19 protein-coding genes and 1 pseudogene are annotated in these 24,767 nt (G+C 73.3%); 8 read left to right on the forward strand and 12 right to left on the reverse strand.

All coding sequences use genetic code 11. The features are described from left to right. Positions 1-92: 92 nt before the first annotated feature. Positions 93-2,048 carry a penicillin-binding transpeptidase domain-containing protein gene (locus tag ACTMS0_RS13840; protein WP_441155547.1) on the forward strand — a complete coding sequence of 652 codons (1,956 nt, stop codon included), beginning with the start codon at positions 93-95 and terminating at the stop codon, positions 2,046-2,048. A gap of 94 nt (positions 2,049-2,142) precedes the next feature. Here the strand turns inward: ACTMS0_RS13840 and ACTMS0_RS13845 are convergent, their stop codons facing one another. From ACTMS0_RS13845 to ACTMS0_RS13865, 5 genes are all read right to left on the reverse strand, one after another. Beyond that, positions 2,143-3,459, reverse strand: a complete 1,317-nt coding sequence (locus tag ACTMS0_RS13845) for an arginase family protein (RefSeq protein WP_441155548.1) — start codon at positions 3,457-3,459, stop codon at positions 2,143-2,145. A 73-nt stretch (positions 3,460-3,532) separates the two neighbouring features. Beyond that, a complete protein-coding gene (locus tag ACTMS0_RS13850) occupies positions 3,533-4,447 on the reverse strand; it encodes a tetratricopeptide repeat protein (RefSeq protein ID WP_441155549.1) in 915 nt (304 codons plus the stop codon). 126 nt (positions 4,448-4,573) lie between these two features. After that, positions 4,574-6,262 carry an acyl-CoA mutase large subunit family protein gene (locus ACTMS0_RS13855; protein ID WP_441155550.1) on the reverse strand — a complete coding sequence of 563 codons (1,689 nt, stop codon included), beginning with the start codon at positions 6,260-6,262 and terminating at the stop codon, positions 4,574-4,576. A gap of 102 nt (positions 6,263-6,364) precedes the next feature. After that, complete coding sequence (gene meaB / locus ACTMS0_RS13860; RefSeq protein ID WP_441155551.1) at positions 6,365-7,366, reverse strand: methylmalonyl Co-A mutase-associated GTPase MeaB; 1,002 nt, start codon at positions 7,364-7,366, stop codon at positions 6,365-6,367. A gap of 43 nt (positions 7,367-7,409) precedes the next feature. Continuing rightward, positions 7,410-8,609 (reverse strand): acetyl-CoA C-acetyltransferase, encoded by a 1,200-nt coding sequence (locus ACTMS0_RS13865; protein WP_441155552.1) that lies wholly within the window; start codon positions 8,607-8,609, stop codon positions 7,410-7,412. A gap of 62 nt (positions 8,610-8,671) precedes the next feature. Here ACTMS0_RS13865 and mce point away from each other — a divergent pair, with 62 nt between their 5' ends. The 5 genes from mce (at position 8,672) to ACTMS0_RS13890 (ending at position 16,264) form a co-directional block, all read left to right on the forward strand. After that, complete coding sequence (gene mce / locus ACTMS0_RS13870; protein ID WP_441155553.1) at positions 8,672-9,145, forward strand: methylmalonyl-CoA epimerase; 474 nt, start codon at positions 8,672-8,674, stop codon at positions 9,143-9,145. 268 nt (positions 9,146-9,413) lie between these two features. Then, positions 9,414-10,769, forward strand: a complete 1,356-nt coding sequence (gene ccrA, locus ACTMS0_RS13875; protein WP_441155589.1) for a crotonyl-CoA carboxylase/reductase — start codon at positions 9,414-9,416, stop codon at positions 10,767-10,769. Between the two features lie 288 nt (positions 10,770-11,057). Further along, positions 11,058-12,302 carry a DivIVA domain-containing protein gene (locus ACTMS0_RS13880; protein WP_441155554.1) on the forward strand — a complete coding sequence of 415 codons (1,245 nt, stop codon included), beginning with the start codon at positions 11,058-11,060 and terminating at the stop codon, positions 12,300-12,302. 165 nt (positions 12,303-12,467) lie between these two features. Further along, positions 12,468-14,807: a hypothetical protein gene (locus ACTMS0_RS13885; protein WP_441155555.1), complete on the forward strand. Its 2,340-nt coding sequence runs from the start codon at positions 12,468-12,470 to the stop codon at positions 14,805-14,807. 182 nt (positions 14,808-14,989) lie between these two features. Next, a complete protein-coding gene (locus ACTMS0_RS13890) occupies positions 14,990-16,264 on the forward strand; it encodes an AI-2E family transporter (RefSeq protein WP_441155556.1) in 1,275 nt (424 codons plus the stop codon). A 1-nt stretch (position 16,265) separates the two neighbouring features. Here ACTMS0_RS13890 and ACTMS0_RS13895 read toward each other — a convergent pair whose 3' ends face one another. The 5 genes from ACTMS0_RS13895 to ACTMS0_RS13915 all read right to left on the reverse strand — a co-directional run bounded on the left by ACTMS0_RS13895 (position 16,266) and on the right by ACTMS0_RS13915 (position 21,262). Next, on the reverse strand, positions 16,266-17,075 hold the full coding sequence (locus ACTMS0_RS13895; RefSeq protein WP_441155557.1) for an alpha/beta hydrolase: 810 nt from the start codon (positions 17,073-17,075) through the stop codon (positions 16,266-16,268). An 82-nt stretch (positions 17,076-17,157) separates the two neighbouring features. After that, a complete protein-coding gene (locus tag ACTMS0_RS13900) occupies positions 17,158-17,484 on the reverse strand; it encodes a hypothetical protein (RefSeq protein ID WP_441155558.1) in 327 nt (108 codons plus the stop codon). Between the two features lie 95 nt (positions 17,485-17,579). Further along, positions 17,580-19,370: a 3-hydroxyacyl-CoA dehydrogenase family protein gene (locus tag ACTMS0_RS13905; protein WP_441155559.1), complete on the reverse strand. Its 1,791-nt coding sequence runs from the start codon at positions 19,368-19,370 to the stop codon at positions 17,580-17,582. A gap of 226 nt (positions 19,371-19,596) precedes the next feature. Further along, positions 19,597-20,664, reverse strand: coding sequence for an alpha/beta hydrolase (locus ACTMS0_RS13910; protein WP_441155560.1), 1,068 nt, complete (start codon positions 20,662-20,664; stop codon positions 19,597-19,599). A gap of 100 nt (positions 20,665-20,764) precedes the next feature. After that, entirely contained in the window at positions 20,765-21,262 is a 498-nt protein-coding gene (locus ACTMS0_RS13915) for an FHA domain-containing protein (RefSeq protein ID WP_441155561.1), read from the reverse strand. Between the two features lie 288 nt (positions 21,263-21,550). Between ACTMS0_RS13915 and ACTMS0_RS13920 the strand changes: the two genes are divergently transcribed. Further along, entirely contained in the window at positions 21,551-23,047 is a 1,497-nt protein-coding gene (locus ACTMS0_RS13920) for an aldehyde dehydrogenase family protein (RefSeq protein WP_441155562.1), read from the forward strand. A gap of 34 nt (positions 23,048-23,081) precedes the next feature. Here the strand turns inward: ACTMS0_RS13920 and nucS are convergent, their stop codons facing one another. Continuing rightward, on the reverse strand, positions 23,082-23,741 hold the full coding sequence (gene nucS, locus ACTMS0_RS13925; protein ID WP_441155563.1) for an endonuclease NucS: 660 nt from the start codon (positions 23,739-23,741) through the stop codon (positions 23,082-23,084). Between the two features lie 82 nt (positions 23,742-23,823). Here nucS and ACTMS0_RS13930 point away from each other — a divergent pair, with 82 nt between their 5' ends. Further along, a complete protein-coding gene (locus ACTMS0_RS13930; protein WP_441155564.1) occupies positions 23,824-24,441 on the forward strand; it encodes a DUF4126 domain-containing protein in 618 nt (205 codons plus the stop codon). Between the two features lie 110 nt (positions 24,442-24,551). Here the strand turns inward: ACTMS0_RS13930 and ACTMS0_RS13935 are convergent. Next, a pseudogene (locus tag ACTMS0_RS13935) lies at positions 24,552-24,767 on the reverse strand (hypothetical protein); the annotation flags it as partial.

Consider the following 24,767-nt stretch of genomic DNA (forward strand, 5'->3'; position numbering starts at 1 on the left):
CGTCTTTCCGCCCAGCCACCCCGACCGGGCACGATGCGGACGGCGAGGCCGTACTACGGTGCAGGAAGTCCAGGACTTCGGGGGATCGTTCCATGCGTCTGTCGTACCATCGCCGTCACCGTCCGTCACGTTCATTGGCGCTCCTCGCCGCCACCCTGCTCGCCGCCGGCGGGCTCACCGCCTGCTCGGGCGAGGACGGGCCGGCGCGCAGCGTCGACGCCTTCCTGAAGGGCTGGCGTTCGGGGAACCTCCAAGCGGTCGGCTTCGTCGACGCGACCGGCGCGCGGGTGCCGGCGGACGACGTGGCGCGGGAGATCAAGGAGCTGTCCGGTGAGCTGGCGGCCACGCCGCCGGAGCTGCGCCGCACCGGCGAGCCGACGGTCACGTCCGGCACCGCGACCGCCACCGTACGCGTCGAGTGGACGCTGCCCGGCGACACCCGCTGGGCGTACGACCGCCCGGTGCGGCTCACCCGTGGCGGGGACGACGAGTGGCAGGTGATCTGGGAGCCGCAGGTCGTGCACGAGCAGCTCGGTCGGGGCGACCGGCTGGGCCTGCGCCGCGAGGCGGGTCCCCGGGCGGCGGTGCTGGACGCGGCCGGCCAGCCGCTGGTGGCGCCCCGGCCGGTGGTCCGGGTCTCCCTCGTGCCCCAGGAGGTCGACGACGTACCCGGGGTGGTCCGGAAGCTCGACGCGGCGTTCAAGGCGATCCGGCCCGCTCTCGTCCCGCCGGTGGACCTCGCCGACCTCCCGAAGCGCCTCGCCGAGGCCAAGCCCGACGCGCTGGTCGAGGTGGTGACGCTGCGCGACGAGTCGTACCGGCAGATCAAGCCCCGCGTCTACGAGCTGCCCGGCACCCGGTTCCCGACCGACAAGCTGGAGCTCGCGCCCACCCGCGAGTTCGCCCGTGCCGCGCTCGGCACGGTGGACCCGGCGCAGGCCGACGACCTGGCCAAGCACCCCGACCGGTACGCGCGCGGCGATCTGGTGGGCCACGGGGGCCTCCAGGGCCGGTACGACGAGCGGTTGCGCGGCACCCCCGGCCTCACCGTCATCGTCAACCGACCCGGCCCGGAGGGCACGCTGGCCCCCACCGGCACCGAGCTGTTCCGCCGGGAGTTCCGTCCCGGTGAGCCGCTGAAGACCACGCTCGACGTCGCGACCCAGAAGGCCGCCGACACCGCGCTGGGCGCCGAGAAGCGACGCGCGGCCCTGGTGGCCGTCCGCATCAGCGACGGCGCCGTGCTCGCCGCGGCCAACGGTCCCGGCCCGGCCGGTGAGAACCTGGCCTTCACCGCCCAGGTCCCGCCCGGCTCCACCTTCAAGATGGTCAGCGCGCTGGCCCTGCTCGACCGGGGCGCGGTCACCCCGGACCAGCCGGTGGAGTGTCCGAAGACCCGCGAGGTCGACGGCCGGTCCTTCAAGAACTCGGACGACTTCGCGCTCGGGTCGGTCCCGTTCCGCACCGACTTCGCGAAGTCCTGCAACACGGCCTTCGTGGCGCTGGCGCCGCAGCTCGGCGCCGACGGGCTCGCCGTCACCGGCCGGGCGCTGGGCCTGGAGGGCACCTGGGACGTCGGCCTGGACGCGTTCTCCGGCAAGGTCTCGGCGAACGGCGGCCCGACCGAGCAGGCCGCCGCGGCGATCGGTCAGGGCACCACGGTGGTGAGCCCGCTGGCCATGGCCTCGGCCACGGCGGCGGTCGCCCGGGGCCGGTTCGTCCAGCCGAAGCTGGTGCTCGACCCGGCCCCGGCGAAGCCGGCCGCCGACGGGCCGGAGCTGAAGGCCGAGTCGCTGACCGCGGTGCGGGCGATGATGCGCGAGGTGGTCACGGCCGGCAGCGGCAGCGCCCTGGCCGACGTGCCGGGCGGCCCGGTCCACGGCAAGACGGGCACCGCCGAGTACGACGACAACCCGAAGAACACGCACGCCTGGTTCGTGGGCTGGCAGGGCGACGTCGCCTTCGCGGTCTTCGTCGAGCGGGGCGGCTCCGGCAGCGGCACGGCCGTCCCGATCGCCGAGCGCTTCCTGCGCGCCCTCCCCCGCTGACCCGGCGGCCGCCGGCCCGGTGATCCGCACCGCGCCGACGCCGTGCGGGGCAGGTGATCCACACCGTGCCGCTTCGCCGGCGGTCGGGGCGGGGTCAGGCGGTGCCGGCCGCCGCCTGCGGCGTGTCGTCGTCGGTCGCCGGCCGGCCGTCAGCGTCCGGGCCGAGGCCCGGTGGCAGGGTGCGGCGCAGCAGGCCGGGCCCGGCCGAGGCGGGCGGCCCGACCGGCTCCAACCGGTCGGCGTGCGGGATCTCCGGACCGCCGGGCAACTCCCGCCGGTCACCGTCCGAAACGCCCGGGACAGCGGGCGAGTCCCGCCGGTCGACGCGCGGCTCCGGGACTGCGGGCGACTCCTGCCGGGCATCGTCCCGGACTCCCGGGACGACGGGCCCCGGCGGCGGTACGGGATCCGGGCCGGCGACGGCCACGGGGCGTCCCGTACCCCGGCGCGGGGCGGGGGCGGCGGGCGCCTCGGGCAGCAGCCGGGGCGGGACCGATCCCGGCGCGGAGACCGGGCGCAGGCCGGCCACGAGGGTGTTGACGATCTCGGCGGCGTACGACCCGTCCGGGTCGTAGTCCGGGTCGAAGACGGTCAGCTCGACGCCGAGGCAGTGCGGGGTGTCGACCAGGCCGGCGAGCAGGATCTCCAGCTCGGCGAAGGCGATCCCGCCCGGGTCGGGGGCGTCGACGGCCGGCATCACCGCCGGGTCGAGCACGTCCACGTCGACGTGCACCCAGTAGCCGGCGCAGTCGGCGAGCTGCTCGTGCGCCCACTGCGCGGTGCGGGCCGCGCCCTCGGCGCGCAGCGCCGGCACCGGCCGGGTGGTGATCCCGGCGGCCTGGAGGTCGAGCCGGTACTCGTCCTGCGCGCGGATGCCCAGCACCACCACGTCGATGTCCCGGAAGTACGGGCGCCGCCCCTCGATGGCCGCCAGGTCGGCCTGGCCGCGGCCGGTGACCAGGGCCAGATCCTCACCGGCCGCCGCGCCCACGTACGAGGCGTTGCCGGGGTGCCGGAAGTCGGAGTGGCCGTCGACGAAGACCAGCCCGATCCGGCCGCCGACCGCCTCGCCGAGGCGGTGCATCGCCAGCGCCGAGCCGAGCAGCACCGAGCAGTCCCCGCCGAGCACCAGCGGGAACTCGCCCCGGTCGATGATCGCCCCGATGCGCTCGGCGAGCGCCACCGAGTAGTCCGCGATCTCCCGGGCGTGGCAGACGCCGTCGCCGGGCCGCCAGTCGCCGGGATCGTACCGGGGTGGGGTCAGGCAGCCGGCGTCACGCGCGCGGAGCCGGGCGAGCAGCCCGTGGTCGCGCAGGGCGCCGGGGGCCTTGGCGCAGCCCGGCACCGAGGTGGGCGTGGGCGGGCGCAGACCCAGGTTGCTGGGCGCGTCGAGGACGGCGATCCGGCGCATCGTTTGGCTCCCGTCCTCGAAGTGTCGGGGCGGGCCGGCCAGGGTGCACCGGCCCGCGCTGGCGTGGTCAGGGTCAGAACAGGGCGCTGGCCAGTGCCCGGCGGGCCGAGGCCACCGCGGGGTCGTCGGGGCCGGCGATGGTGAAGAGGCCCACCAGGTGCTGGCGTACCTTCTCCCGGTCGTCACCGGCGATGCGGCGGACCAGGCCGACCAGGCGCTGGTATGCCTGCTCGGCCATCCCGCTGAGCACCTCGATGTCGGCGGCCAGCAGCTGCGCGTCGACGTCGTCGGGTTTTCCGGCCGCGGCCGCGAGCGCCGCCTGCGGGTCGGCGCCGGCGACCCGGCGGGCCAGCCCGACCTGGGCCAGCCCCGCCTCCGCCGCGGTGTCCGACGGGGTCTCGGCGAGGATCTTCCGGTACGCGCGCTCGGCGGCGTCCAGGTCGCCGCTCATCAGCGCGTCGTCGGCCTCGTCCAGGCGGGAGTCGACCGGCTCGGCCACGGTCACACCGCCGGCCTTGAGGATCGCCTGGATCCACTGCCGCAGCTGCGCCTCGGGGACGACCCCGGAGAACGCGTCGACCGGCTGGCCGCCGACGACCGCGTACACCATGGGGATGCCCTGCACGCGGAACATCTGCGCCAGCCGGGGGTTGGCGTCCACGTCGACCTTGGCGAGCACCCAGGCACCGCCGCCCTCGACGGCCAGCCGCTCCAGCACCGGGGAGAGCTGCTTGCAGGGCTGGCACCACTCGGCCCAGAAGTCGATGACCACGGGTGTGCTGAGGGACCGTTCGAGGACCTCGGCCTGGAAGGTCGCCTCGGTCACGTCGATGACGGTGACCGCGCTGGCGGGGGCACCGCCGGGCGCCCCGGCCGGTGGGCCGGACTGGACGGGTGCGGACGCCGGGGTGGGCGCGGGGGTGCGCAGCGCGCTGAGGTCGACCGCGCCGCGGGTGAAGATCGACGAGGTGATCCGTGGGTCGCTCATGGTTACCTAGTCTCGCACGCGCTACGCCGATCTCCGATCAACCGAGACGCCGACAGTCGCGTCTCTCACCCCAGCTCACGCACCCCGCCCCCCACGTTCACGGGGGCGGGGTGCGGACGGGTCGCGTCAGAAGCGGGCGGGCTCCCGGTAGACGCCCCACTCGCCGCGGAGGACGTCGCAGATCTCGCCGAGGGTGGCCTCGGCGCGGACCGCGTCGAGCATGGCGGGGATCATGTTCTCGTCGGTGCGGCTGACCGCCACCATCCGCTCGAGTGCCGTCTTGACGGCCGTCTCGTCCCGGGTCGCCTTCCGCTCGGCGAGCACCCGGCGCTGCTCCAGCTCGACCTCGTGCGAGATGCGCAGGATCTCCAGGTCCTTGGTGACCGTGCCGGTGTGGCAGTTGACCCCGACGATCTTCTTGTCGCCCTTCTCCAGCGCCTGCTGGTAGGCGAACGCCGCCTCGGCGATGTGCCCGGTGAACCAGCCGTCCTCGATGCCGCGCAGGATGCCGGACGTCATCGGGCCGATCTGGTGCGGGCCCTCGCCGCCGTGCTGCTTGATCCGGGCGAAGATCTCCTCCGCCTCGGCCTCGATGCGGTCGGTGAGCGCCTCGACGTACCAGGACCCGCCGAGCGGGTCGGCCACGTTGGTCACCCCGGTCTCCTCCATCAGCACCTGCTGGGTCCGCAGGGCGATCTCGGCCGACTCGTCGGTGGGCAGCGCGAGGGTCTCGTCGAGGGCGTTGGTGTGCAGCGAGTTGGTGCCGCCGAGCACCGCCGCGAGGGCCTCCACGGCCGTACGGACGACGTTGTTGACCGGCTGCTGCGCCGTCAGCGAGACACCCGCGGTCTGCGTGTGGAACCGCAGCCACTGGGCCTTCTCGCTGGTGGCGCCGTAGACGTCGCGCAGCCAGCGGGCCCAGATCCGGCGGGCCGCCCGGAACTTGGCGATCTCCTCGAAGAAGTCCACGTGGGAGTCGAAGAAGAAGCTCAGGCCCGGCGCGAAGACGTTGACGTCGAGACCGCGCGAGAGCCCCAGCTCGACGTACCCGAACCCGTCGGCGAGGGTGTACGCCAGCTCCTGCGCGGCCGTCGAGCCGGCCTCGCGGATGTGGTAGCCGGAGACGGAGAGCGGCTTGTAGCGGGGGATCTCCCGGGCGCAGTACTCCATCAGGTCGCCGATGAGGCGCAGGTGCGGCTCGGGGTCGAAGAGCCACTCCTTCTGCGCGATGTACTCCTTGAAGATGTCCGTCTGGAGGGTGCCGTCCAGGCGGGACAGGTCGGCGCCCTGCCGCTCGGCGGCGACCAGGTACATGCAGAACACCGGCACGGCCGGCCCGGAGATGGTCATGCTCGTGGTCACGCCGGCCAGGTCGATGCCATCGAAGAGCACCTCCATGTCGGCGGCGCTGTCGACGGCGACACCGCAGTGCCCCACCTCGCCGAGCGACTGCGGGTCGTCGGAGTCGCGGCCCATGAGGGTGGGCATGTCGAACGCGACGGACAGCCCGCCGCCGCCCGCGCCCAGGATCATCTTGTAGCGCTCGTTGGTCTGCCGCGCGTTGCCGAAGCCGGCGAACTGCCGGATCGTCCAGGTCCGCCCGCGGTAGCCGGTCGGGTGCAACCCCCGGGTGTACGGGAACTCGCCCGGCCAGCCGATCCGCTCGAAGCCCGGCCAGGCCACCCCGTCCGGCGGCCCGTAGACCGGGTCGACGGCCATCCCGGAGAGGGTGGTGAAGTCGGCGTCCCGCTTGCGCGCGGCGTCGTAGCGGGCCTGCCAGCGTGCCCGTCCGGCGGCGATCTCGTCGGCGTTCATCCCCGGGGCTCCTCCTCGAGTCCTCGACTGCACCCCGAGTGTAGAGCCCCGACCTGAACGATCGCTAAGGAAGTTCGTACCGGTGGGTAACGTGACCGGTCGTCAGGAGGCGATCTGGGTCAGCAACTGGTCGGCCGCCGCGTACGGATCCAGGGAGCCCTCCGCCACCTTGGCGGCGAGCGCCGGCAGCTCCGTACCGTCGCGCAGTGAGCCGATGCGGTCGCGCAGGACGCCGAGCGCGATCGCTTCGATCTCGGCGGCGGCCCGCGCCTCCTGCCGGCGGCGCAGCTCGCCGTGCTCGACCAGCCAGCCACGGTGCTTGTCGATGGCGGCGGCGATGTCGTCGATCCCCTCGCCGCGCGCGGCGACCGCCCGCACCACCTGCGGCCGCCACTGCCCCGGACCGCGCTCGCCCAGGGCGATCATGCCCTGGATGTCGCGGACCGTGGCGTCGGCGCCGTCCCGGTCGGCCTTGTTGACCACGAAGACGTCGGCGATCTCCAGGATGCCCGCCTTCACCGCCTGGATGGCGTCGCCCATCCCGGGCGCGAGCAGCACCAGCGTGGTGTCCGCGAGCGAGGCGACCTCCACCTCGGCCTGCCCGACGCCCACCGTCTCCACCAGCACCACGTCGCAGCCGGCGCCCTCCAGCACCCGTACCGCCTGAGGCGTGGCCGCCGAGAGCCCGCCGAGGTGGCCCCGGCTGGACATCGAGCGGATGTAGACGCCGGGGTCGGTGGCGTGATCCTGCATGCGGACCCGGTCGCCGAGGATCGCCCCGCCGGTGAACGGGCTGGACGGGTCGATGGCCAGCACCCCGACCCGGTGGCCCCGCGCCCGCAGCGCCCGGACCAACTCGTTGGTGGTCGTGGACTTGCCCACGCCGGGCGAGCCGGTCAGGCCGACCACCTGGGCCTGACCGGCGTACGGCGCGAGCGCCGCCGCGATGCGCGGCAGCGTCTCGTCGCCGGACTCGACCAGCGTGATGAGCCGGGCCACCGCGCGGGGGTCGCCCGCGCGGGCCCGCTCGACCAGGATGGGTACGTCCCGGCTGCGGCGCACCGGCGTCGCCGCGGCCGGGGCGTCGTCGACGGCGTCAGTCACCGTGACCCTTCCGTTCGCGCCTGCGGGGCTCGCAGGACCGTGCTCACTGCTCGCTCTCGGCACCCGCCGGGACGTGGATGATCAGGGCGTCGCCCTGGCCGCCACCGCCACAGAGCGCCGCCGCGCCGGTGCCGCCGCCACGCCGCTTCAGCTCCAGCGCCAGGGACAGCACCAGCCGGGCACCGGACATGCCGATCGGGTGGCCCAGCGCGATGGCGCCGCCGTTGACGTTGACCTTCTCCGGGCTGACCCCGAGGTCCCGCGTGGACTGGATGCCCACCTGGGCGAACGCCTCGTTGATCTCGATCAGGTCGAGGTCGTCGACGGCCAGGCCGGCCTTCCGCAGCGCGTGCTGGATGGCGTTGGACGGCTGCGAGTGCAGCGAGTTGTCCGGGCCGGCCACGTTGCCGTGCGCGCCGATCTCGGCCAGCCAGGTCAGCCCCAGCTCCTTGGCCTTGGCCTTGCTCATCACCACGACGGCGGCGGCGCCGTCGGAGATCGGCGACGAGCTGCCGGCGGTGATGGTGCCGTCCTTGGTGAAGGCCGGCCGCAGCTTGGCCAGGGACTCGGCCGTGGTGTCCGGGCGGATGCCCTCGTCCTCGCTGATCACCAGCGGGTCGCCCTTGCGCTGCGGGATGACCACCGGGGTGATCTCGTCGGCGAAGTGGCCGTTCTTCTGGGCGGCGGCGGCACGCTGGTGGCTGGCCGCGGCGAAGGCGTCCTGCTCCTCGCGGCTGATGCCCTTCGTGGTGCCGTGCCGCTCGGTCGACTCGCCCATGGAGCAGCAGTCCCAGGCGTCGGAGAGACCGTCGAGCGCCATGTGGTCCTTGACCACCACGTCGCCGTACTTGTAGCCGCCGCGCTGGCCGAGCAGCAGGTGCGGGGCGTTGGTCATCGACTCCATGCCGCCGGCCACCACGATGTCGAACTCGCCGGCCCGGATCAGCTGGTCGGCCAGCGCGATCGCGTCGAGGCCGGAGAGACACACCTTGTTGATCGTGAGGGCCGGCACGGACATCGGGATGCCCGCCTCGACGGCCGCCTGGCGGGCCGGGATCTGCCCGGCGCCGGCCTGGAGCACCTGACCCATGATCACGTACTGGACCTGCTCGGGGGCGACACCGGCGCGTTCCAGCGCCGCCTTGATCGCCACGCCGCCGAGCTTCGTCGCGGGGAGGTCCTTGAGGTTGCCCAGCAGGCGCCCCATGGGGGTCCGAGCGCCGCTGACGATCACCGAAGCCATACCTGCCTCCGAGGGGGGTGCCGACCTGTACGCCTTAACGATTGTTCGGCCAGACTAGCGCCATGGCTGAGAACTCCCCCGTCGAGTCCGCTGCGGACTACATCACAGACATCGGGCTGCGCCGCATCGACCACGTCGGTGTGGCCGTCCCCGACCTGGACGCCGCGATCGACTTCTACGAGCGCACCTTCGGGATGCGCTGCGTGCACACGGAGACGAACCAGGAGCAGGGCGTCCGCGAGGCGATGCTGGCGGTCGGTCCGACCACCGAGGGCGGCTGCGTGCAGCTGCTCGCCCCACTGAGCCCGGAGAGCACGATCGGGCGGTTCCTCGACCGCAACGGCCCCGGTGTGCAGCAGGTCGCGTACACCGTGGCCGACATCGACGTCGCCTGCGCGAAGCTGCGCGAGCGCGGCGTCCGCCTGCTGTACGAGGAGCCGAAGCGCGGCACGGCGAACTCCCGGATCAACTTCGTCCACCCGAAGGACGCCGGCGGCGTCCTGGTCGAGCTGGTCGAGCCCGCCGCGAGCCACTGATCCACGCGGGGCCGGGGCCGGTCGGCCCCGGCCCCGCCGAGCACGACGCTGCGCGGTTCACCGCCCACCCGGGCAGCTTCACTCACCGGCTGATGCAGTTTTTCACAGAGGACTTCCGACTCTAGCTACCGTTCAGTAACGTCCGGCCCCACAGCAACGCGGCCGGTGCCGGATGTGTCGGATGCCGACATGGCGGGCGGCCGCACCGGCGCCGACGATGGCAGCACCCATGCCGCGACGCGCGGGTGCGGACGAACGGGAGGTCGACGTGCAGGACATCCTCGAAGCGATCATGGCGGCGGAGGGCTCGGCGCAACCGGAGCGCGAGCTGGCCGGCGTCGCCGGACTTCCGGTACCGGAGTCCTACCGGGGCGTCGTCGTGCGCGCTGACGAGGCGCGGATGTTCGACGGGATGACGTCCCGGGACAAGGACCCGCGCAAGGCCCTGCACGTGCAGGAGGTGCCCACCCCGGAGCTCGGCCCCGGTGAGGCGCTGGTCGCCGTGATGGCGAGTGCGATCAACTACAACACCGTCTGGACCAGCATCTTCGAGCCGGTGTCGACCTTCAAGTTCCTCCAGCGCTACGGCCGGCTCTCCGAGCTCACCAAGCGGCACGACCTGCCGTACCACGTGGTCGGCTCCGACGCCGCCGGCGTCGTCCTCCGGACCGGCCCGGGCGTGACCCGGTGGAAGGCCGGTGACGAGGTCGTCGCGCACTGCCTGTCGGTGGAGCTGGAGGACGCGGCCGGCCACGACGACACGATGCTCGACCCGCAGCAGCGGATCTGGGGCTTCGAGACCAACTTCGGCGGCCTCGCCGAGCTGGCCGTGGTCAAGGCCAACCAGCTCATGCCGAAGCCCCGCCACCTCAGCTGGGAGGAGGCGGCGAGCCCCGGCCTGGTCAACTCCACCGCGTACCGGCAGCTCGTGTCCCACCACGGCGCCAACATGAAGCAGGGCGACGTGGTCCTGATCTGGGGCGCCTCCGGCGGCCTCGGCGGCTACGCCACCCAGATGGCGCTGAACGGCGGCGCGATCCCGGTCTGCGTGGTCTCCTCGCCGGACAAGGCGGAGCTGTGCCGGAAGATGGGCGCGGAGCTGGTCATCGACCGGGCCGCGGAGGGCTTCCGGTTCTGGAAGGACGAGCAGACGCAGGACCAGGACGAGTGGCGCCGCTTCGGCGAGCGGATCCGGGAGCTGACCGGCGGCGAGGACCCGGACATCGTCTTCGAGCACCCGGGTCGGGAGACCTTCGGCGCCAGCGTCTACGTCACCAAGCGCGGCGGCACCATCGTCACCTGCGCCTCGACGAGCGGCTACCAGCACCAGTACGACAACCGCTACCTGTGGATGCACCTCAAGCGGATCGTCGGCAGCCACTTCGCCAACTACCGGGAGGCGTGGGAGGCGAACCGGCTCGTCGCGCTCGGCAAGATCCACCCCACCGTGTCGAAGACGTACGCGCTGGAGCAGACCGGCCAGGCCGCGTACGAGGTGCACCGCAACGCGCACCAGGGCAAGGTCGGCGTCCGCTGCCTCGCCCCGGCCGACGGGCTCGGCGTCCGTGACCCCGAGTTCCGTGCGCGGCACGAAGCGGGGATCAACCGGTTCCGCGGCCACTGACCGTACGGACGAGGCGCCGACGACCATTGCGGTGACCGGCGATTGGCTTTCCACTCGCCGCCACCGGGCACCCATTCGAGTGATACCAGGCGACAACGAGAAAGGGCCGCGGGGATGTCCGCGCGGCCCTTTTCCGTGCTTCGCCGTGGGATTAGCCGCGGCCGGGAGCTGCCAAGATCGCCGGCCGGTCCGGCCGGCGGGACGCCGCCGAGTTGACCATGTAAAGAGGACACGAAAGCTCCGGGACGCTCTTGCGAAGGACCCCGGGGCGTCTGCCAGTATGTCCCAATGCCCCAGCAGCAGTCCTCCCCTCTTGCGTTCTTCGATAACGCGAACACCCAGCCCGATTTCACGGTCGGCCTCCGCGGTTACAACACCGGCCAGGTCGACGACTTCATCGGCCGGCTGACCGCCGCCCTGACCCAGTCAGAGCAGGCCCGGGCCGAGGCCGAGCAGCGGATGAACGACGCCCAGCGTCGGCTGCGCCAGGCCGAGCAGCGCATGGGCGCCCTGGAGCAGAAGCTCACCGAGATCAACAAGCAGCTCGAGGAGAACAGCCGGCCGACCCTGTCCGGCCTGGGCACCCGCGTCGAGCAGATCCTCCGGCTCGCCGAGGAGCAGGCCAACGACCACCGCAACGACGCCAAGCGGGAGTCCGAGGGCATCCTCTCCGCCGCCCGTCTCGAGGCGCGGGAGATCACCGACAAGGCGCGTGCCGAGGCGGCGGCGATGAAGGCCACCGCCGAGCGCGAGGCGGGCAACGTCCGCACCTCCGCCGAGCGGGAGGCGGCCGAGGTCCGCGTCCAGGCCCGTCGTGAGGCCGACACGCTGCGCGCCGACGCCGAGCGGGAGACCAAGCAGCTGCGCACCGTTACCGCGCACGAGGTCGCCGAGCTGAAGTCGACGGTCGAGCGGGAGGTGGCCACGCTCCGGGCGACGGCCGAGCGGGAGATCACCCAGCAGCGGGCGAAGGCCGCCCGCGAGGCCGAGGAGAAGCGCGCCGAGGCGACCAAGCTCCTCACCGACGCGCGGGACAAGCGCGACAAGGACCTGCAGGCCCTGGAGCTCCAGCTCGCCGAACGCCGGGAGAAGGCCGAGCGGGAGGAGTCGGAGCGGCACGCCGCCCAGGTCGCGCAGACCCAGAAGCTGGTCAGCGAGGCCGAGCTGCGGGCGCGGGCCGCGCAGGAGCGGGCCAAGGAGATCGAGCAGCGGGCCGAGGCGCGCCGGGTCGAGTCGGAGCGCACCGCCATCGAGACGGTGGAGAAGGCGAAGGCGCTCGCCGACAAGACCCTCAGCGAGGCGAAGTCCGAGGCCCAGCGCCTGCTGACCGAGGCCCGCACGGAGGCCGAGCTGACCACGCAGGCGGCCCGACGCGAGGTGGAGGACCTGACCCGCCAGAAGGACGCCGTCACGTCCCAGCTCGGTCAGATGCTGTCCGGGCTCGCCGGCATCGTGCCGGGTGTGCCGGCCGCCAAGCCGGAGGCGAAGACCGAGGGTACGGAGGCGCGGGCGGCCGCCGAGGCGTCCAACTGACCATCCCGACGGGGCATGATCCACGGCGCGGGGTGACACCGGGTGACCGGTGCCGCCCCGCGCCGTTACGCGTTTCCCAACAGGTGAAACCGGGTCCATGAAGCAGCTGCCATCCGAGGCGTCCGTATCGCCCCAGGAGGGCCCGTTGCGTGTGAGGATGGGGGCATGTCGCACGGCGAGGAACTGTTCGCTCTCGGCGGGGATGTGACCACGGAGCCCAGCTTCGAGTCCGCTCTGCGGGGGTACGAGAAACGACAGGTCGACCGGTACGTCGCTCGCGCGGAGCACGAGATCGCCACCCTGACCGCCGAACGGGAGCAGGCCTACACCCAGATCCACAAGCTGGCCGGCCAGGTGGAGGTGCTCCAGCGGGATCTCGCCCAGGTGCGCAAACAGGTTGGCGTCGTCGACCGCGCCGCGTTCCGCCACCTCGGCCCACGGGTCGAGCAGATCCTGACGCTGGCCGAGGAGCAGGCCGAGGACATCCTCGCCGCCGCCAACGAGGAGATCGAGGCCCGTCGGGCGGCCGCCGAACACATCATCGACGAGGCGCGGGAGCAGGCGGCCAAGGCCCTCAAGGACTTCGAGATCGCGCTCACCGCCCGGCGCGCCGAGGAGGATCGGCACACCGCCGCCCGCAAGGCCGAGGCGGACGCCGCGGTCAAGGCCGCCACCGACGAGGCTGCCCGGCTGCGCAAGGCCGCGCAGGAGGCGCTGGCGAAGGCCCAGCAGGAGGCGACCCACCTCCGGGACACCGCGAAGGAGATCCACACGCGGGCCCAGCAGGAGGCCACCAAGCTGCGCGAGGCGGCCCGTGAGGTGCACGCGAAGGCCCAGCAGGAGGCGACGGAGCTGCGGGAGGCCGCCAAGGAGGTGCACGCCAAGGCCCAGCAGGAGGCCAAGCGCCTCGTCGAGCAGGCCACCGAGGCGAGCCGGGCCACCCACGCCAAGGCGCAGCAGGAGGCCAAGCAGATCATCGACGACGCCAGCACCGCCGGCCGGGCCACCCGCAACAAGGCCCGCCAGGAGGCGGAGCGGCTCACCACGCAGGCGGCCGAGGCCGCGAAGCGCCAGCGCGCGGAGACCGAGTCGTACGTCCAGCGGATGCGCGCCGAGACCGAGGCGTACGTGCAGCACGCCCGCGCCCAGACCCAGCAGGAGCTGGGTGCCTGGCGGGCCGGCGTGGAGAAGGAGGTCAACAGCCGTCGCGAGGCGGCCGACCGCGAGCTGGCGCAGCGGCGTACCGCCGCCGACCAGGAGTTCACGAAGCGCCGTGACGACCTGGAGAAGCAGTACAAGTCGCGGCAGGTCGAGCTGGCGAAGCAGCACGCGGCGCGTCAGCAGGAGCTGGAGTCCGGGTTCACGGCCCGGCGCGCCGAGCTGGAGTCGGGCTTCGAGACGCGCAGCGCCGAGCTGGAGTCGGGCTTCGAGACCCGGCGCGCCGAGCTGGAGTCGCGGTACACCGCCCTGAGGAACGAGATCGAGGGCGCGGCCGCCGACATCCGCCGGGCCGCCGAGCAGGACGCGCTGACCATGCGCCGCGAGGTCGAGGAGGAGGCGGCGGCGCTGCTCAGCCGGGCCGAGGAGGAGGCCACCGAGAAGCGCCGCAAGGCCGACGAGCACGTCGCGAAGTCCCGGCGGCAGTTCGAGGAGTACGCGGCCACGACCCAGCAGGCGCTGGCCACCACGCAGCAGCACCTCGCCGCCACGCAGCAGGAGGCGGCGGCGGGCCGCCAGCAGCTCGCGCAGGTGATGCTGGAGATCGCCCAGGCCCAGCAGCAGCTCGCCGACCTGCGGCAGGAGACCTGGCGTTCGCGGCAGGAGTCCGACGAGCTGCAGCGGCAGGTGACCGAGCTGCGGCTGGAGCTGGCGGGCGCACCGGGGCGGCCGGCCGGCGGCGCGACGCCCGGCACCGACGGCGTGACGGCGGCGGTCACGGTCCGGCCGCCGACACCGGCCACCGGTGACGGTGCGGGCCCGGCGAAGGCCTCCACCGCAGCGGCCGCCGGCAACGGTGCAGGCCCCGCGAAGGGCTCCGCGGCACCGGTCACCGGTGACGGTGCGGGCCCCGCGAAGGGCTCCGCGAAGGGGGGCTCCGCGGCGCCGGCCGCCGCCGGAGCGCGCGCCGAGGCCGCCACGACGGCGCCCGCCGACGCCCGGGCCACCTCGACGAAGTCGGGGACTGCCGGAGCGGCCGATCGGGTCCGGTCCGGCGCCGGCAAGGTCGAGCCGGCCGCGGCCGGCCAGCCGGCCCGGGGACGGATCGAGCCGGCCACCGGTGAACCGGACCGGGAGAAGGTCGCGTCGGTGACCACCAAGGACGGCGGGACCGCCAGCGCCGGGGTGGACGGCGAATCGACCGTCGCGGCCGTCCCGGGCGAGGGCGGCCGGGACGCCGCACCCGCGAAGATCACCAGCATCGGTGAGAACGGCAACCGCCCCGCGAAGCCGACCACCGACGAGCGCAGCGCCAAGCCGAGCAAGGTCGTCGTCGAGAAGGACTGATCGGTCCGTCCAGGATCTCGGACGGACCAGGTCCCTCCGGGTCGCCTCGACATCCACGATCTGCTTACGCAGGCTGCCCCCCACGGCGACCGGGGCGGCTACGCTCCCGGTGGGACCCGCAGTCGCGGGCCGGTGTCGAGGTTTCTCCGGCGGTCGCCGGAGCGTGATCCTCGGGAGGTTCGGTGGCACAGGGCGATCCGGAGTCGCACGAGCCGGCCGACCAGCCCGATCGTCCGCCGTCGCGGCCGGACGGTGGCGCCGGCCCGGGCGAGCAGTCCCCACCGCCCTCCGGCGACCCACGGCCCCCCGCTGACGACTCCGACCCGGACGACCCCGGCTCGGCCCGCGCCGGCGACTCCGCTCCCACCGGCCCGGACGACCCGGACGACGCCCCGCCGGACAACGGCTCGGGACGGTTCGGCGCCCCCGGGCGGCCGTTGCGGCGCAGCAGTTTCCTGGTCGGGTTCACCGGCGGGCTCGGCGTGCTGCTGGCGTACGCGCTCTTCCTGGGGCTGCGCAACGCCGCCGGCGTCCTCGTCCTGGTGGTGATCGCGCTCTTCCTCGCGGTCGGGCTCTACCCGGCGGTGGCGCGGCTGCGCCTGCTCGGGCTGCCGCACGGCCTGGCGGTGGCCACAGTCGGGCTGACCGTCCTGCTGCTGCTCTGCGGTGGCCTGGTCGCCCTGGTGCCGCCGGTCGTCACCCAGTCCAGCCAGTTCGTCGAGCAGATCCCGAGCTACGTGGAGTCCCTGCGGCGCAACGAGACGATCAACGAACTGGTCGAGCGGTACGACCTGATGGAGCGGGCGCAGAACGCGGCGAACGCCGACACGGTGGGGCGAGCCCTCGGCGGGGTGCTCGGCGGCGCCCAACTCATCTTCGGCACCGTCTTCCGGACGCTGACCGTGCTGGTCCTCACCATCTACTTCCTGGCGTACTTCGACCGGCTGCGGGCCCTCGGGTACGCGCTGGTGCCCCGGTCCCGGCGGCAGCGGGTCCAGCTCATCGGCGACGAGATCATCACGAAGGTCGGCGCGTACATGGTCGGCGCGATCAGCATCGCGGTGCTCGCCGGGACGACCACGTTCGTGTTCGCGTTGATCGCGGGGCTGCCGTACCCGTTCGCGCTGGCCGTGGTGGTGGCGGTGACCGACCTGATCCCGCAGATCGGCGCCACCCTCGGTGCGGTGATCGTGAGCCTGGTCGGGTTCGCCACCGACCTGCCGGTGGGGATCGCCTGCGTGGTGTTCTTCCTGATCTACCAGCAGTTGGAGAACTACCTGATCTACCCGAAGATCATGCGCCGGTCGGTCAAGGTCAACGAGGTGGCCGCCCTGGTGGCCGCGCTGCTCGGCGTGGCACTGGTGGGCGTCGTCGGTGCGATCATCGCGATCCCGACCGTCGCGGCGATCCAGCTGATCCTGCGCGAGGTGATCCTTCCCCGGCAGGACCGACGCTGAGTCAGCCCGCCCGACCGGCCTCCGGGCCGGGCACCGGGGTGTCGGCAAAAGCGGCCACGGTCCGGTCGGCGTACGCGCTGACGTCGCCGGTCTCCATCGGGCCGTCCCAGGTGGTCGGCAGCGGCACCGGCGCGGCCGGGTTGACCCGCCGGACGATCTCGTCGAGCACGGTCTCGGCGTCGCCGACCCAGAGGTGCTTGGCACCGGGCACGCCGACCACCTCGGCCTGCGGCACGGCCGCGAACCGTTCGCGGGCCTCGTCGGGCCGCAGGTAGTCGTCGAACTCCGGCACCAGCACGGTGAGCGGCTTGCCGGACGCGGCCCACTGCGCCAGGTCCTCCGGAGTGGAGAAGCGCAGCGGCGGGGAGAGCAGGATCGCCCCGGTCACCGCCGGGTCGCAGCCGTACTTCAGCGTCAGGTCGGTGCCGAACGACCAGCCCAGCAGCCAGATGTCGGGCAGCTCGTGGAACTCCGCGTACTCGATGGCGGCGGCGACGTCGTAGCGCTCGCCGACGGCGTTGTCGAAGGAGCCCTCGCTGGTGCCGCGCACGCTGCTGGTGCCCCGGGTGTTGAACCGCAGCACCGCCAGGTCGGCCAGGGCCGGCAGGCGCCAGGCGGCCTTGCGGAAGACGTGGCTGTCCATCATCCCGCCGTGGGTGGGCAGCGGGTGGAGGCAGACGAGCGTCGCCACCGGCTCGCGGTCGGCCGGGCGGGACAGCTCACCGACCAGGCGCAGACCGTCGGCGGTGTGCAGCTCGATCTCCTCCCGGCGGCCGGGCAGGATCGACGAGGCGCGGATGGGTGTGCTCACCCGTCCAGTCTCCCGCGCCGCCGGCACGGCCGCCCGTCCGGGCGGAAACGCGGTGATCCAGATCGCCCGTCCCGACAGCCGCTCAGCCGTAGCGGGGTGCGCTGCGCCCCCGTTGGACGGCCGGGCCGCGCCGGTCCCGGGCCCGCCAGCAGCCGCTGTGCCAGTGCCGGCGGTCGGTCAGGTCGCCCCGCCCGTCCGCCGGCCAGGCCACCACGTGCGCCACACCCGGCGGGATCTCCTGGTCACAGCCCGGACAGCGGTACGTCTTGACCGACGCCCCGCCGCTGATGCCCCGCACCTGCCAGTCCCCGTCCCGCCACTGCTGCACCGACGCGACGCCCTGGCGCGCCCGATCGGAGTCCAGGTGCGCGGTCTCGTCACGACGGGGTCGGTTGCGCCGGGGGCTCACGCTTTCCAGCGTACGGCCGGACCGGCGGGACCGGCCGCGCGGCCGGCACGGGCGGCGGAGCGCACGCCCGACGCCGGCCGGCCCGGGTACCGGGCCTAGCGGCGGGTGTGGTCGCGGAAGCCGCGGCCGGTCTTGCGGCCGAGGTACCCGGCGGTCACCAGGTGCTCCAGCAGCGGCGCCGGGGCGAACCCGGGCTCGCGCAGCTCCAGGTACAGCTCCCGCTGGATGGCCAGCGACACGTCCAGGCCGACCACGTCGAGCAGCTCGAACGGGCCCATCGGGTAGCCGCAGCCCAGCTTCATCGCGTGGTCGATGTCGTCGGCGGTCGAGTAGCTGGCCTCCAGCATCTTCACCGCGTCGTTCAGGTACGGGAAGAGCAGCGCGTTGACGATGAATCCGGACCGGTCCCCGCAGACGACGCCGGTCTTGCCCAGCTTCGCGCAGACCGCCTTGGCGGTGGTGGTGGTCTCCGCCGAGGTGCGGATGGTCTGCACGATCTCCACCAGCGGCATGATCGGCGCCGGGTTGAAGAAGTGCAGGCCCACCACGTCGGCCGGACGCTGGGTGGCCATCGCCACCTCGATCACCGGCAGCGACGAGGTGGTGGTGGCCAGCACCACGCCCGGCTTGCAGATCTCGTCCAGGCTGGCGAACAGCGCCTTCTTGACGCTCAGCTCCTCGACCACGGCCTCGACCACCAGGTCGACGTCGGCCAGGTGCTCCAGGGTGGCGGACCAGGTGATCCGGCCCAGGGCGGCGTCCCGGTCGGCCTCGCCGAGCTTGCCCCGGACCACGCCCTTGTTCAGCGAGGTCTTGACCGCCTCGAAGACCTTGGCGGACTTCTCCGCACCGCGGGTCACGGAGACCACCTCGTACCCGGCCTTGGCGAACACCTCGATGATCCCGGTGGCCATCGTGCCGGAGCCGACCACGCCGACCTTCGCGATGCCGTGCGTGCCGTCGGCGAGCGCCGACTCCGTGGTCACGGGCGTCTGCTCGTCGGGTACGACGACCGGCGAGCCCGGCCGCTCGTAGGTGTAGAAGCCCCGGCCGGACTTCCGGCCGAGCAGCCCAGCGGTGACCATCTGCTTGATCAGCGGCACCGGGGCGTGCCGGCGGTCCCGGCCACCACGCCGGTACATCGTGTCGAGGATCTCGTACGCGGTGTCCAGGCCGATCAGGTCCATCAGTGCGAGCGGGCCCATGGGCAGGCCGCAGCCGAGCTTCATCGCGGCGTCGATGTCCTCGCGGGTGGCGTACCGCGACTCGAGCATGCTGACGGCGTGGTTGAGGTAGCCGAAGAGCAGCGCGTTGGCGATGAACCCGGCCCGGTCGCTGATCGTCACGTCGACCTTGCCGAGCCGCTCGCAGAGCGCCTCCACGTCGGCGACCACCTCCGCGGAGGTGACCACCGTACGGACGATCTCCACCAGCTTCATGACCGGCGCCGGGTTGAAGAAGTGGATGCCGATGACCTGGTTGGGTCGGGTGGTGGCCACCGAGATCTCGGTGACCGACAGCGACGAGGTGTTGGTGGCGAGGATCGTCTCGGGCTTGCAGACCCGGTCCAGCTCGGCGAAGATCCGCTGCTTCAGGTCCAGGTGCTCGGGGACGGCCTCGATCACCAGGTCGACCGAGTGCAGAGCGTCCAGCCCGACCTGCCAGTTCACGCGGGCCAGGAGGGCGTCCCGGTCGGCCGGCGCGAGCTTCCCCTTGGCCACCGCCCGGTCGGTCGAGCCGGTCAGGGTGGCCCGGCCTCGCTCCACCGCGGTCTCGGAGATCTCGACCGCGACGACCTCGATGCCGTTGCGGGCGAAGACCTCGACGATGCCGGCACCCATGGTGCCCAGACCCACCACACCCACACTGGTGAACTCGCGCGCCACGACCGGCCTCCCCTGGTTCGCTCCACGCAGCCGACATGAACGGCCGCTAAGTTAAGCGGAGTCTGCCACGTGACGCACGGTTGTCGAGACGCCGTGGGATATTTCACGGCTCCGTCGCCGTCGATGGACGCCGGCCCTCATGGCGGGTCCGGTCGGCGCCGCCGGTCGTCGCGTTCCGGCCGCGTCAGCACGGCCGGCCCGGTGACGCTCAGCCCGCCGCGACGCGTCAGCGCCGGCCGTCGACCAGGGCGAGCAGCTCGGCGACGAACTCGGCCGGCCGCTCGATGTGCGGGCTGTGGCCGCAGCCGGGCAGCACCACCTCCCGGTACGCGCCGCCGGCCGCGGCGTACCGCTCCAGCACCGCCCGGGTCTGCCCGACCATCGGCTGCGGCGGGCAGTCCGCCTCCCCCGGCCAGCCGGGCACCACGCCCAGCGCCCCCAGGTACGCCAGGTCGAACAGCGAGGTGTCCGAGACGATCACGTCGGCGTCCCCGCGTACCCAGGTGACCGGCGGCTTGCCGGCGACGGCGACGAGGTCGTCGGCGAGCCGGAAGTACGCCGGCGCCAGGGCGTTCAGCACACCCCGCCCGCCGGGGGCGGTGCCCGGCCAGTTGGCGGATGGCTCGGCCGTCCCCGGGTAGTTGTCCTCGCCGGTCGCGGTGGACAGGACGGTGTCCAGCAGCAGTTCCTCGTCGTCGCCGAGCGAGGCCGGATCGGCGACGTACGCGCTCCGCAGCACCGCCCGCGGGCTGGTCGGGGCCTCGTCGCCGCGGTCCTTGGCGGCCAGCCGGCGGACGAAGTCCGCGTTGGCGGTGCCGGCACCGGTGCCCGCGAAGTCGGGTGTGGTCGGGGCGCCGTCGAGGTCGCGGGTGCCACCGAAACCGTACGGCGAGACCGGCGCCGCCAGCAGCAGCCCGGCCACCCGGTCGGGGTGGTCGACCAGCAGCCGCATGGCCACTCCCCCGCCCAGCGAGTGCCCGGCGACCACCGGCCGCGCGCCGGCCGGGACGAGCGACTCCTGGTCGAGCAGGGCGGCGACGTCGTCGGCGAAGTCGGCCAGCCCCCGCGTCGCGTCGACCGGGGCGGTGTCAGTGTCCCCGTAGCCGCGCAGGTCCGGCGCGATCACTCGCAGGTGGCCGGGCAGGCGCCGGATCAGGGGCTCCCAGAAGAGGGCGGACGAGCAGTTGCCGTGGATCAGCAGCACCGGTACGCCGTCCGGCGGCCCGGCCACCCGTACCGCCTGGGTGATCCCGTTCGCCGACACGACCTGCTGCTGGCTCTCCATCCGCGGCATGCTGCCAGCCCGCCCACCCGCCCGTCCATGGGGCCCGGCGACATGACGCGGGTGCCCGACGTGTGGCGCCCGGACGCGGTCGGCGGCGTCCCGCCGCTGCTCAGGCCGGCACGGGGTCGGCGGGCTCTGGGACGGGAACGACCGCCTCCGCCGCGACGGGGAGCTCCGCGGCGACCGGTCGCGTCGCGACGGGGAGCTCCGGCGTGGCGATCGGCAGCGGCAGGGTCGGCCGGTGGTCCCGGCGTCCCAGGCCGAAGGTCAGCCCGACCGGATCGGTCCGGGCCACCCCGGGGTCGTAGATCCGGAGTTCGGTGCGGCCGATCCGGATCACGTCACCGTCGGCGAGCCGTTCCACCCCGGTGATCCGCCGGTCGTTGAGCCAGGTGCCGTTGGTCGAGCCGAGGTCTGCCACCGACGCCCCCTCCGGAGCCAGCCACATCTCGGCGTGCCGTCGGCTCAGGTGCGCGTCGGCCAGGACGACGTCCGCCGTCGGCGCCCGCCCGATCACCAGCCGGATCCGCCCGAGCCGGAAGCTCAACCCCCGCATCGGCCCGCCGGCCACCGTCAACAACGGCAGAAACTCCGGATGCTCCTCCATGGACAGTCCGCCCCTCCACCCCGCACGGTGACCCCGCGCGTCAGCCTGCCACCACACGGTAGTGGTCTTCACCGCCCGGGCGGCCATCTCCCTGTCGCCAGCCGGACACCTCATGTTCGGTTCTTCGGTCTCCGGTGTCCGGTATCGAGGGATGTGCGCCTCACCCGTCGCGGTCCCGCCCCATGACACGGGCTGGGCGCCCGCTGCGTTCAATGGCTCGGGACCACCCCGTGTCACCGCCCCACGCGCCCCCTACCGGTGAGTAATCCTCGGGTCTAGACTTCCGCCATGACGGCTGTGCATGTCCCGGGGACCCCGGTCATCGAGGACGGGCGGCTCGTGTCGACGAGCCCGGCGACCGGCGCGGAGGCCGGGCGCGTCCCGGTCGCGAGCGTGGCGGATGTCGAGGCGACGGTGGCCCGTGCCCGCGCCGCCGCGCCCTGGTGGGCCGGGCTGGGTTTCACCGGTCGCCGGGAGCGCCTGCTGCGCTGGCGCGCCGTGCTCGCGAAGCGGATCGAGGAGCTCGCCGAGCTGGTGCACGTCGAGGGCGGCAAGCCCGTCCCCGACGCGATCGTCGAAATCGTCACCGCCGTCGAGCACGTCGACTGGGCCGCCCGCAACGCCCGACGGGTGCTCGGGCCGCGCCGGATGCGGTCCCGCCTGGTGCTGGCGGAGTTCTCCGCCCACCTCGAGTACCAGCCGCACGGGGTGATCGGCGTGATCGGCCCGTGGAACTACCCCGTCTTCACCCCGATCGGCTCCGTCGCGTACGCGCTGGCCGCCGGCAACACCGTGGTGCTCAAGCCCAGCGAGTACACGCCGGCCGTCGGGCAGTGGCTGGTCGACACGTTCGCCGAGGTCGTCGGCGAGCAGCCGGTGTTCAGCGCGGTGCACGGGCTCGGCGACGTCGGCGCGGCGCTGTGCCGGTCCGGAGTGGACAAGGTCGCCTTCACCGGCTCGACGGCCACCGGCCGGAAGGTGATGGCGGCCTGCGCGGAGTCGCTCACCCCCGTCCTCATCGAGGCGGGTGGCAAGGACGCGATGATCGTCGACGCCGACGCCGACCTGGATGCGGCGGCCGACGCGGCGGTCTGGGGGGCCCTCACCAACGCCGGCCAGACCTGCATCGGCATCGAGCGGGTGTACGCCGTCGAGCCGGTCTTCGACGCCTTCGTCGACAAGGTGGTCCAGCGGGCCGACCGGCTCACGGTCGGCGCCGACGGCGCGGACATCGGGCCGATCACCATGCCGAGCCAGCTCGACGTGATCCGCCGGCACATCGACGACGCGCTGGCCCGGGGCGGCCGCGCGGTGCTGGGCGGCGCCGAGGCGGTGCAGCCGCCGTACGTCCGGCCGACCGTCCTGGTCGACGTCCCCGAGGACTCGGCCGCCGTTCGCGAGGAGACCTTCGGCCCGACGCTGACCATCAACCGCGTACGCGACGCCGACGAGGCGGTGACGCTGGCCAACGCCCTCCCGTACGGCCTGGGGGGTTCGGTCTTCGGCCGGCGGCGGGCCGTGGCGGTCGCGCGGCGCCTGCGCTCCGGGATGGCCTCGGTGAACTCGGCCCTGACCTTCGCCGGGATGTCCACCCTGCCCTTCGGCGGCGTGGGCGACTCCGGCTTCGGGCGCATCCACGGCGAGGACGGGCTGCGCGAGTTCGCGCGGGCCAAGGCCATCACCCGCCGCCGGGCCCGGTCGCTGCTGCCGGCGATGACCTTCGACCGCACCGACGCCGACGTCGCCCGCCTGGTCAAGGTCGTCAAGATGATGTACGGCCGCTGAGCCGCACACCGGGCCACCGGCGGGGCCCGCCGGGTCAGAACAGGGTCAGCTCGTCGCGTTCGATGCCGCGGAGCCTGTCGTAGTCGACGACCACGCAGCGGATGCCGCGGTCGGTCGCGAGCACGCGCGCCTGCGGCTTGATCTCCTGCGCCGCGAAGACGCCGCTGACCGGGGCGAGCAGCGGATCCCGGTTGAGCAGTTCGAGGTAGCGGGTGAGCTGCTCGACGCCGTCGATCTCGCCACGGCGCTTCACCTCGACCGCGACCGTGCCCTGCCCGGCGTCACGGCACAGCAGGTCGACCGGGCCGATCGCGGTCATGTACTCCCGGCGGATCAGGGTGAAGCCGTCGCCCAGCGTCTCCGGGTTGGCCGCCAGCAGCTCCTGAAGGTGCGCCTCCACCCCGTCCTTGCGCAGCCCCGGGTCGACGCCCAGCTCGTACGAGGTGTCCTGGAAGATCTCCTCCAGGGTGATCCGCAGCTCCTCGCCGGCCTTGTTGACCACCCGCCAGACGCCCGGTGCCTCCTCCAGCCGGCATGGCGGGCTCATCCAGTTCAGCGGCTTGTACGCCCGGTCGTCCGCATGGATCGACACCGACCCGTCCGCCTTCACCATCAGCAGCCGGGTGGCCGGCGGCAGGTGGGCCGAGAGCCGTCCGACGTAGTCCACCGAGCACTTCGCAATCACCAACCGCACCCGACGAGGGTAGCGGAGGACCGGCCCGACAGCCTCACAACGCCACCGAGCGCCACTGGCGTGCCGGTGCAATGCTGAGACGGTGCTCGAAGTGCTCACCGGTACCGGCCTCGCCGCCTCGGCGGGCCTCAACGCGTACATCCCGCTGCTCACCATGGGTCTGCTCGCCCGCTACACGGATCTGATCGACCTGCCCTCCGGGTGGCAGTGGCTCGGCAACGGCTGGGTGCTCGCCATCCTGGCGGTGCTGCTGGCGGTCGAGGTCGTGGCCGACAAGGTCCCGGTGGTCGACCACGTCAACGACGTCGTCCAGACCGTGGTCCGGCCGACGGCGGGCGGTCTGGCGTTCGGGGCCGGCGCCACCTCCGAGACGGTCACGGTGAGCGACCCGGCGAGCTTCTTCTCGTCGAACCAGTGGGTGCCGGTGGCGACCGGCGTCCTGATCGCACTCGGCGTGCACCTGCTCAAGTCCGCCGCCCGGCCGGTCGTCAACGCGACCACGGGCGGGGTCGGTGCGCCGGTCGCGAGCACCGCCGAGGACGCCACCAGCGTGGTGATGTCGGTGGTCGCCATCCTCCTGCCGGCCCTCGTGCTGGCGTTCCTGCTGGGCCTGGCGCTCTTCGTCTTCTGGTTCCGCCGTCGCCGCGCCGACCGCCGGCGCGAACGGGAGGCGGCCCGCGCCGCCGGCTTCCGCGTCTGATCCGCCGACGCCCGTCGTCGGGTGCGGGCCAGGCGTGGAGACGCCGCTGGCCGGCACCCGTGTTCGGGTGCCGGCCAGCGTGGTGTTCCAGAGGTCAGCTGTTCCAGAGGTCAGCTGTTCCAGTGCTCGGCGACGAGGTCGGCGGCCTGGGTCTCCCACTGTGCGTAGTGGAAGGGGTAGGCCGAGACCTGCACGGTCTGGGCGGCCTTGGTCAGCGGCATGTCCTGCCAGCCGTCGACCTGCTTGAGGCCCTTCAGGAACGCCATCGTCGAGTACTCCGGGTCGGTGATCTGCTCGACCGTGCCCCACCCGCTGGAGGGGCGCTG

The organism is Micromonospora sp. H33 (assembly GCF_052068455.1).
Classification (GTDB): Bacteria; Actinomycetota; Actinomycetes; order Mycobacteriales; family Micromonosporaceae; genus Micromonospora.

Coding starts and splice junctions, on each gene's coding strand:
- ACTMS0_RS13840 (WP_441155547.1), top strand. CDS start 93: ATGCGTCTGTCGTACCATCGCCGTCACCGTCCGTCACGTTCATTGGCG.
- ACTMS0_RS13845 (WP_441155548.1), bottom strand. CDS start 3,459: ATGCGCCGGATCGCCGTCCTCGACGCGCCCAGCAACCTGGGTCTGCGC.
- ACTMS0_RS13850 (WP_441155549.1), bottom strand. CDS start 4,447: ATGAGCGACCCACGGATCACCTCGTCGATCTTCACCCGCGGCGCGGTC.
- ACTMS0_RS13855 (WP_441155550.1), bottom strand. CDS start 6,262: ATGAACGCCGACGAGATCGCCGCCGGACGGGCACGCTGGCAGGCCCGC.
- ACTMS0_RS13865 (WP_441155552.1), bottom strand. CDS start 8,609: ATGGCTTCGGTGATCGTCAGCGGCGCTCGGACCCCCATGGGGCGCCTG.
- mce (WP_441155553.1), top strand. CDS start 8,672: ATGGCTGAGAACTCCCCCGTCGAGTCCGCTGCGGACTACATCACAGAC.
- ACTMS0_RS13880 (WP_441155554.1), top strand. CDS start 11,058: ATGCCCCAGCAGCAGTCCTCCCCTCTTGCGTTCTTCGATAACGCGAAC.
- ACTMS0_RS13885 (WP_441155555.1), top strand. CDS start 12,468: ATGTCGCACGGCGAGGAACTGTTCGCTCTCGGCGGGGATGTGACCACG.
- ACTMS0_RS13910 (WP_441155560.1), bottom strand. CDS start 20,664: ATGCCGCGGATGGAGAGCCAGCAGCAGGTCGTGTCGGCGAACGGGATC.
- ACTMS0_RS13915 (WP_441155561.1), bottom strand. CDS start 21,262: ATGGAGGAGCATCCGGAGTTTCTGCCGTTGTTGACGGTGGCCGGCGGG.
- ACTMS0_RS13920 (WP_441155562.1), top strand. CDS start 21,551: ATGACGGCTGTGCATGTCCCGGGGACCCCGGTCATCGAGGACGGGCGG.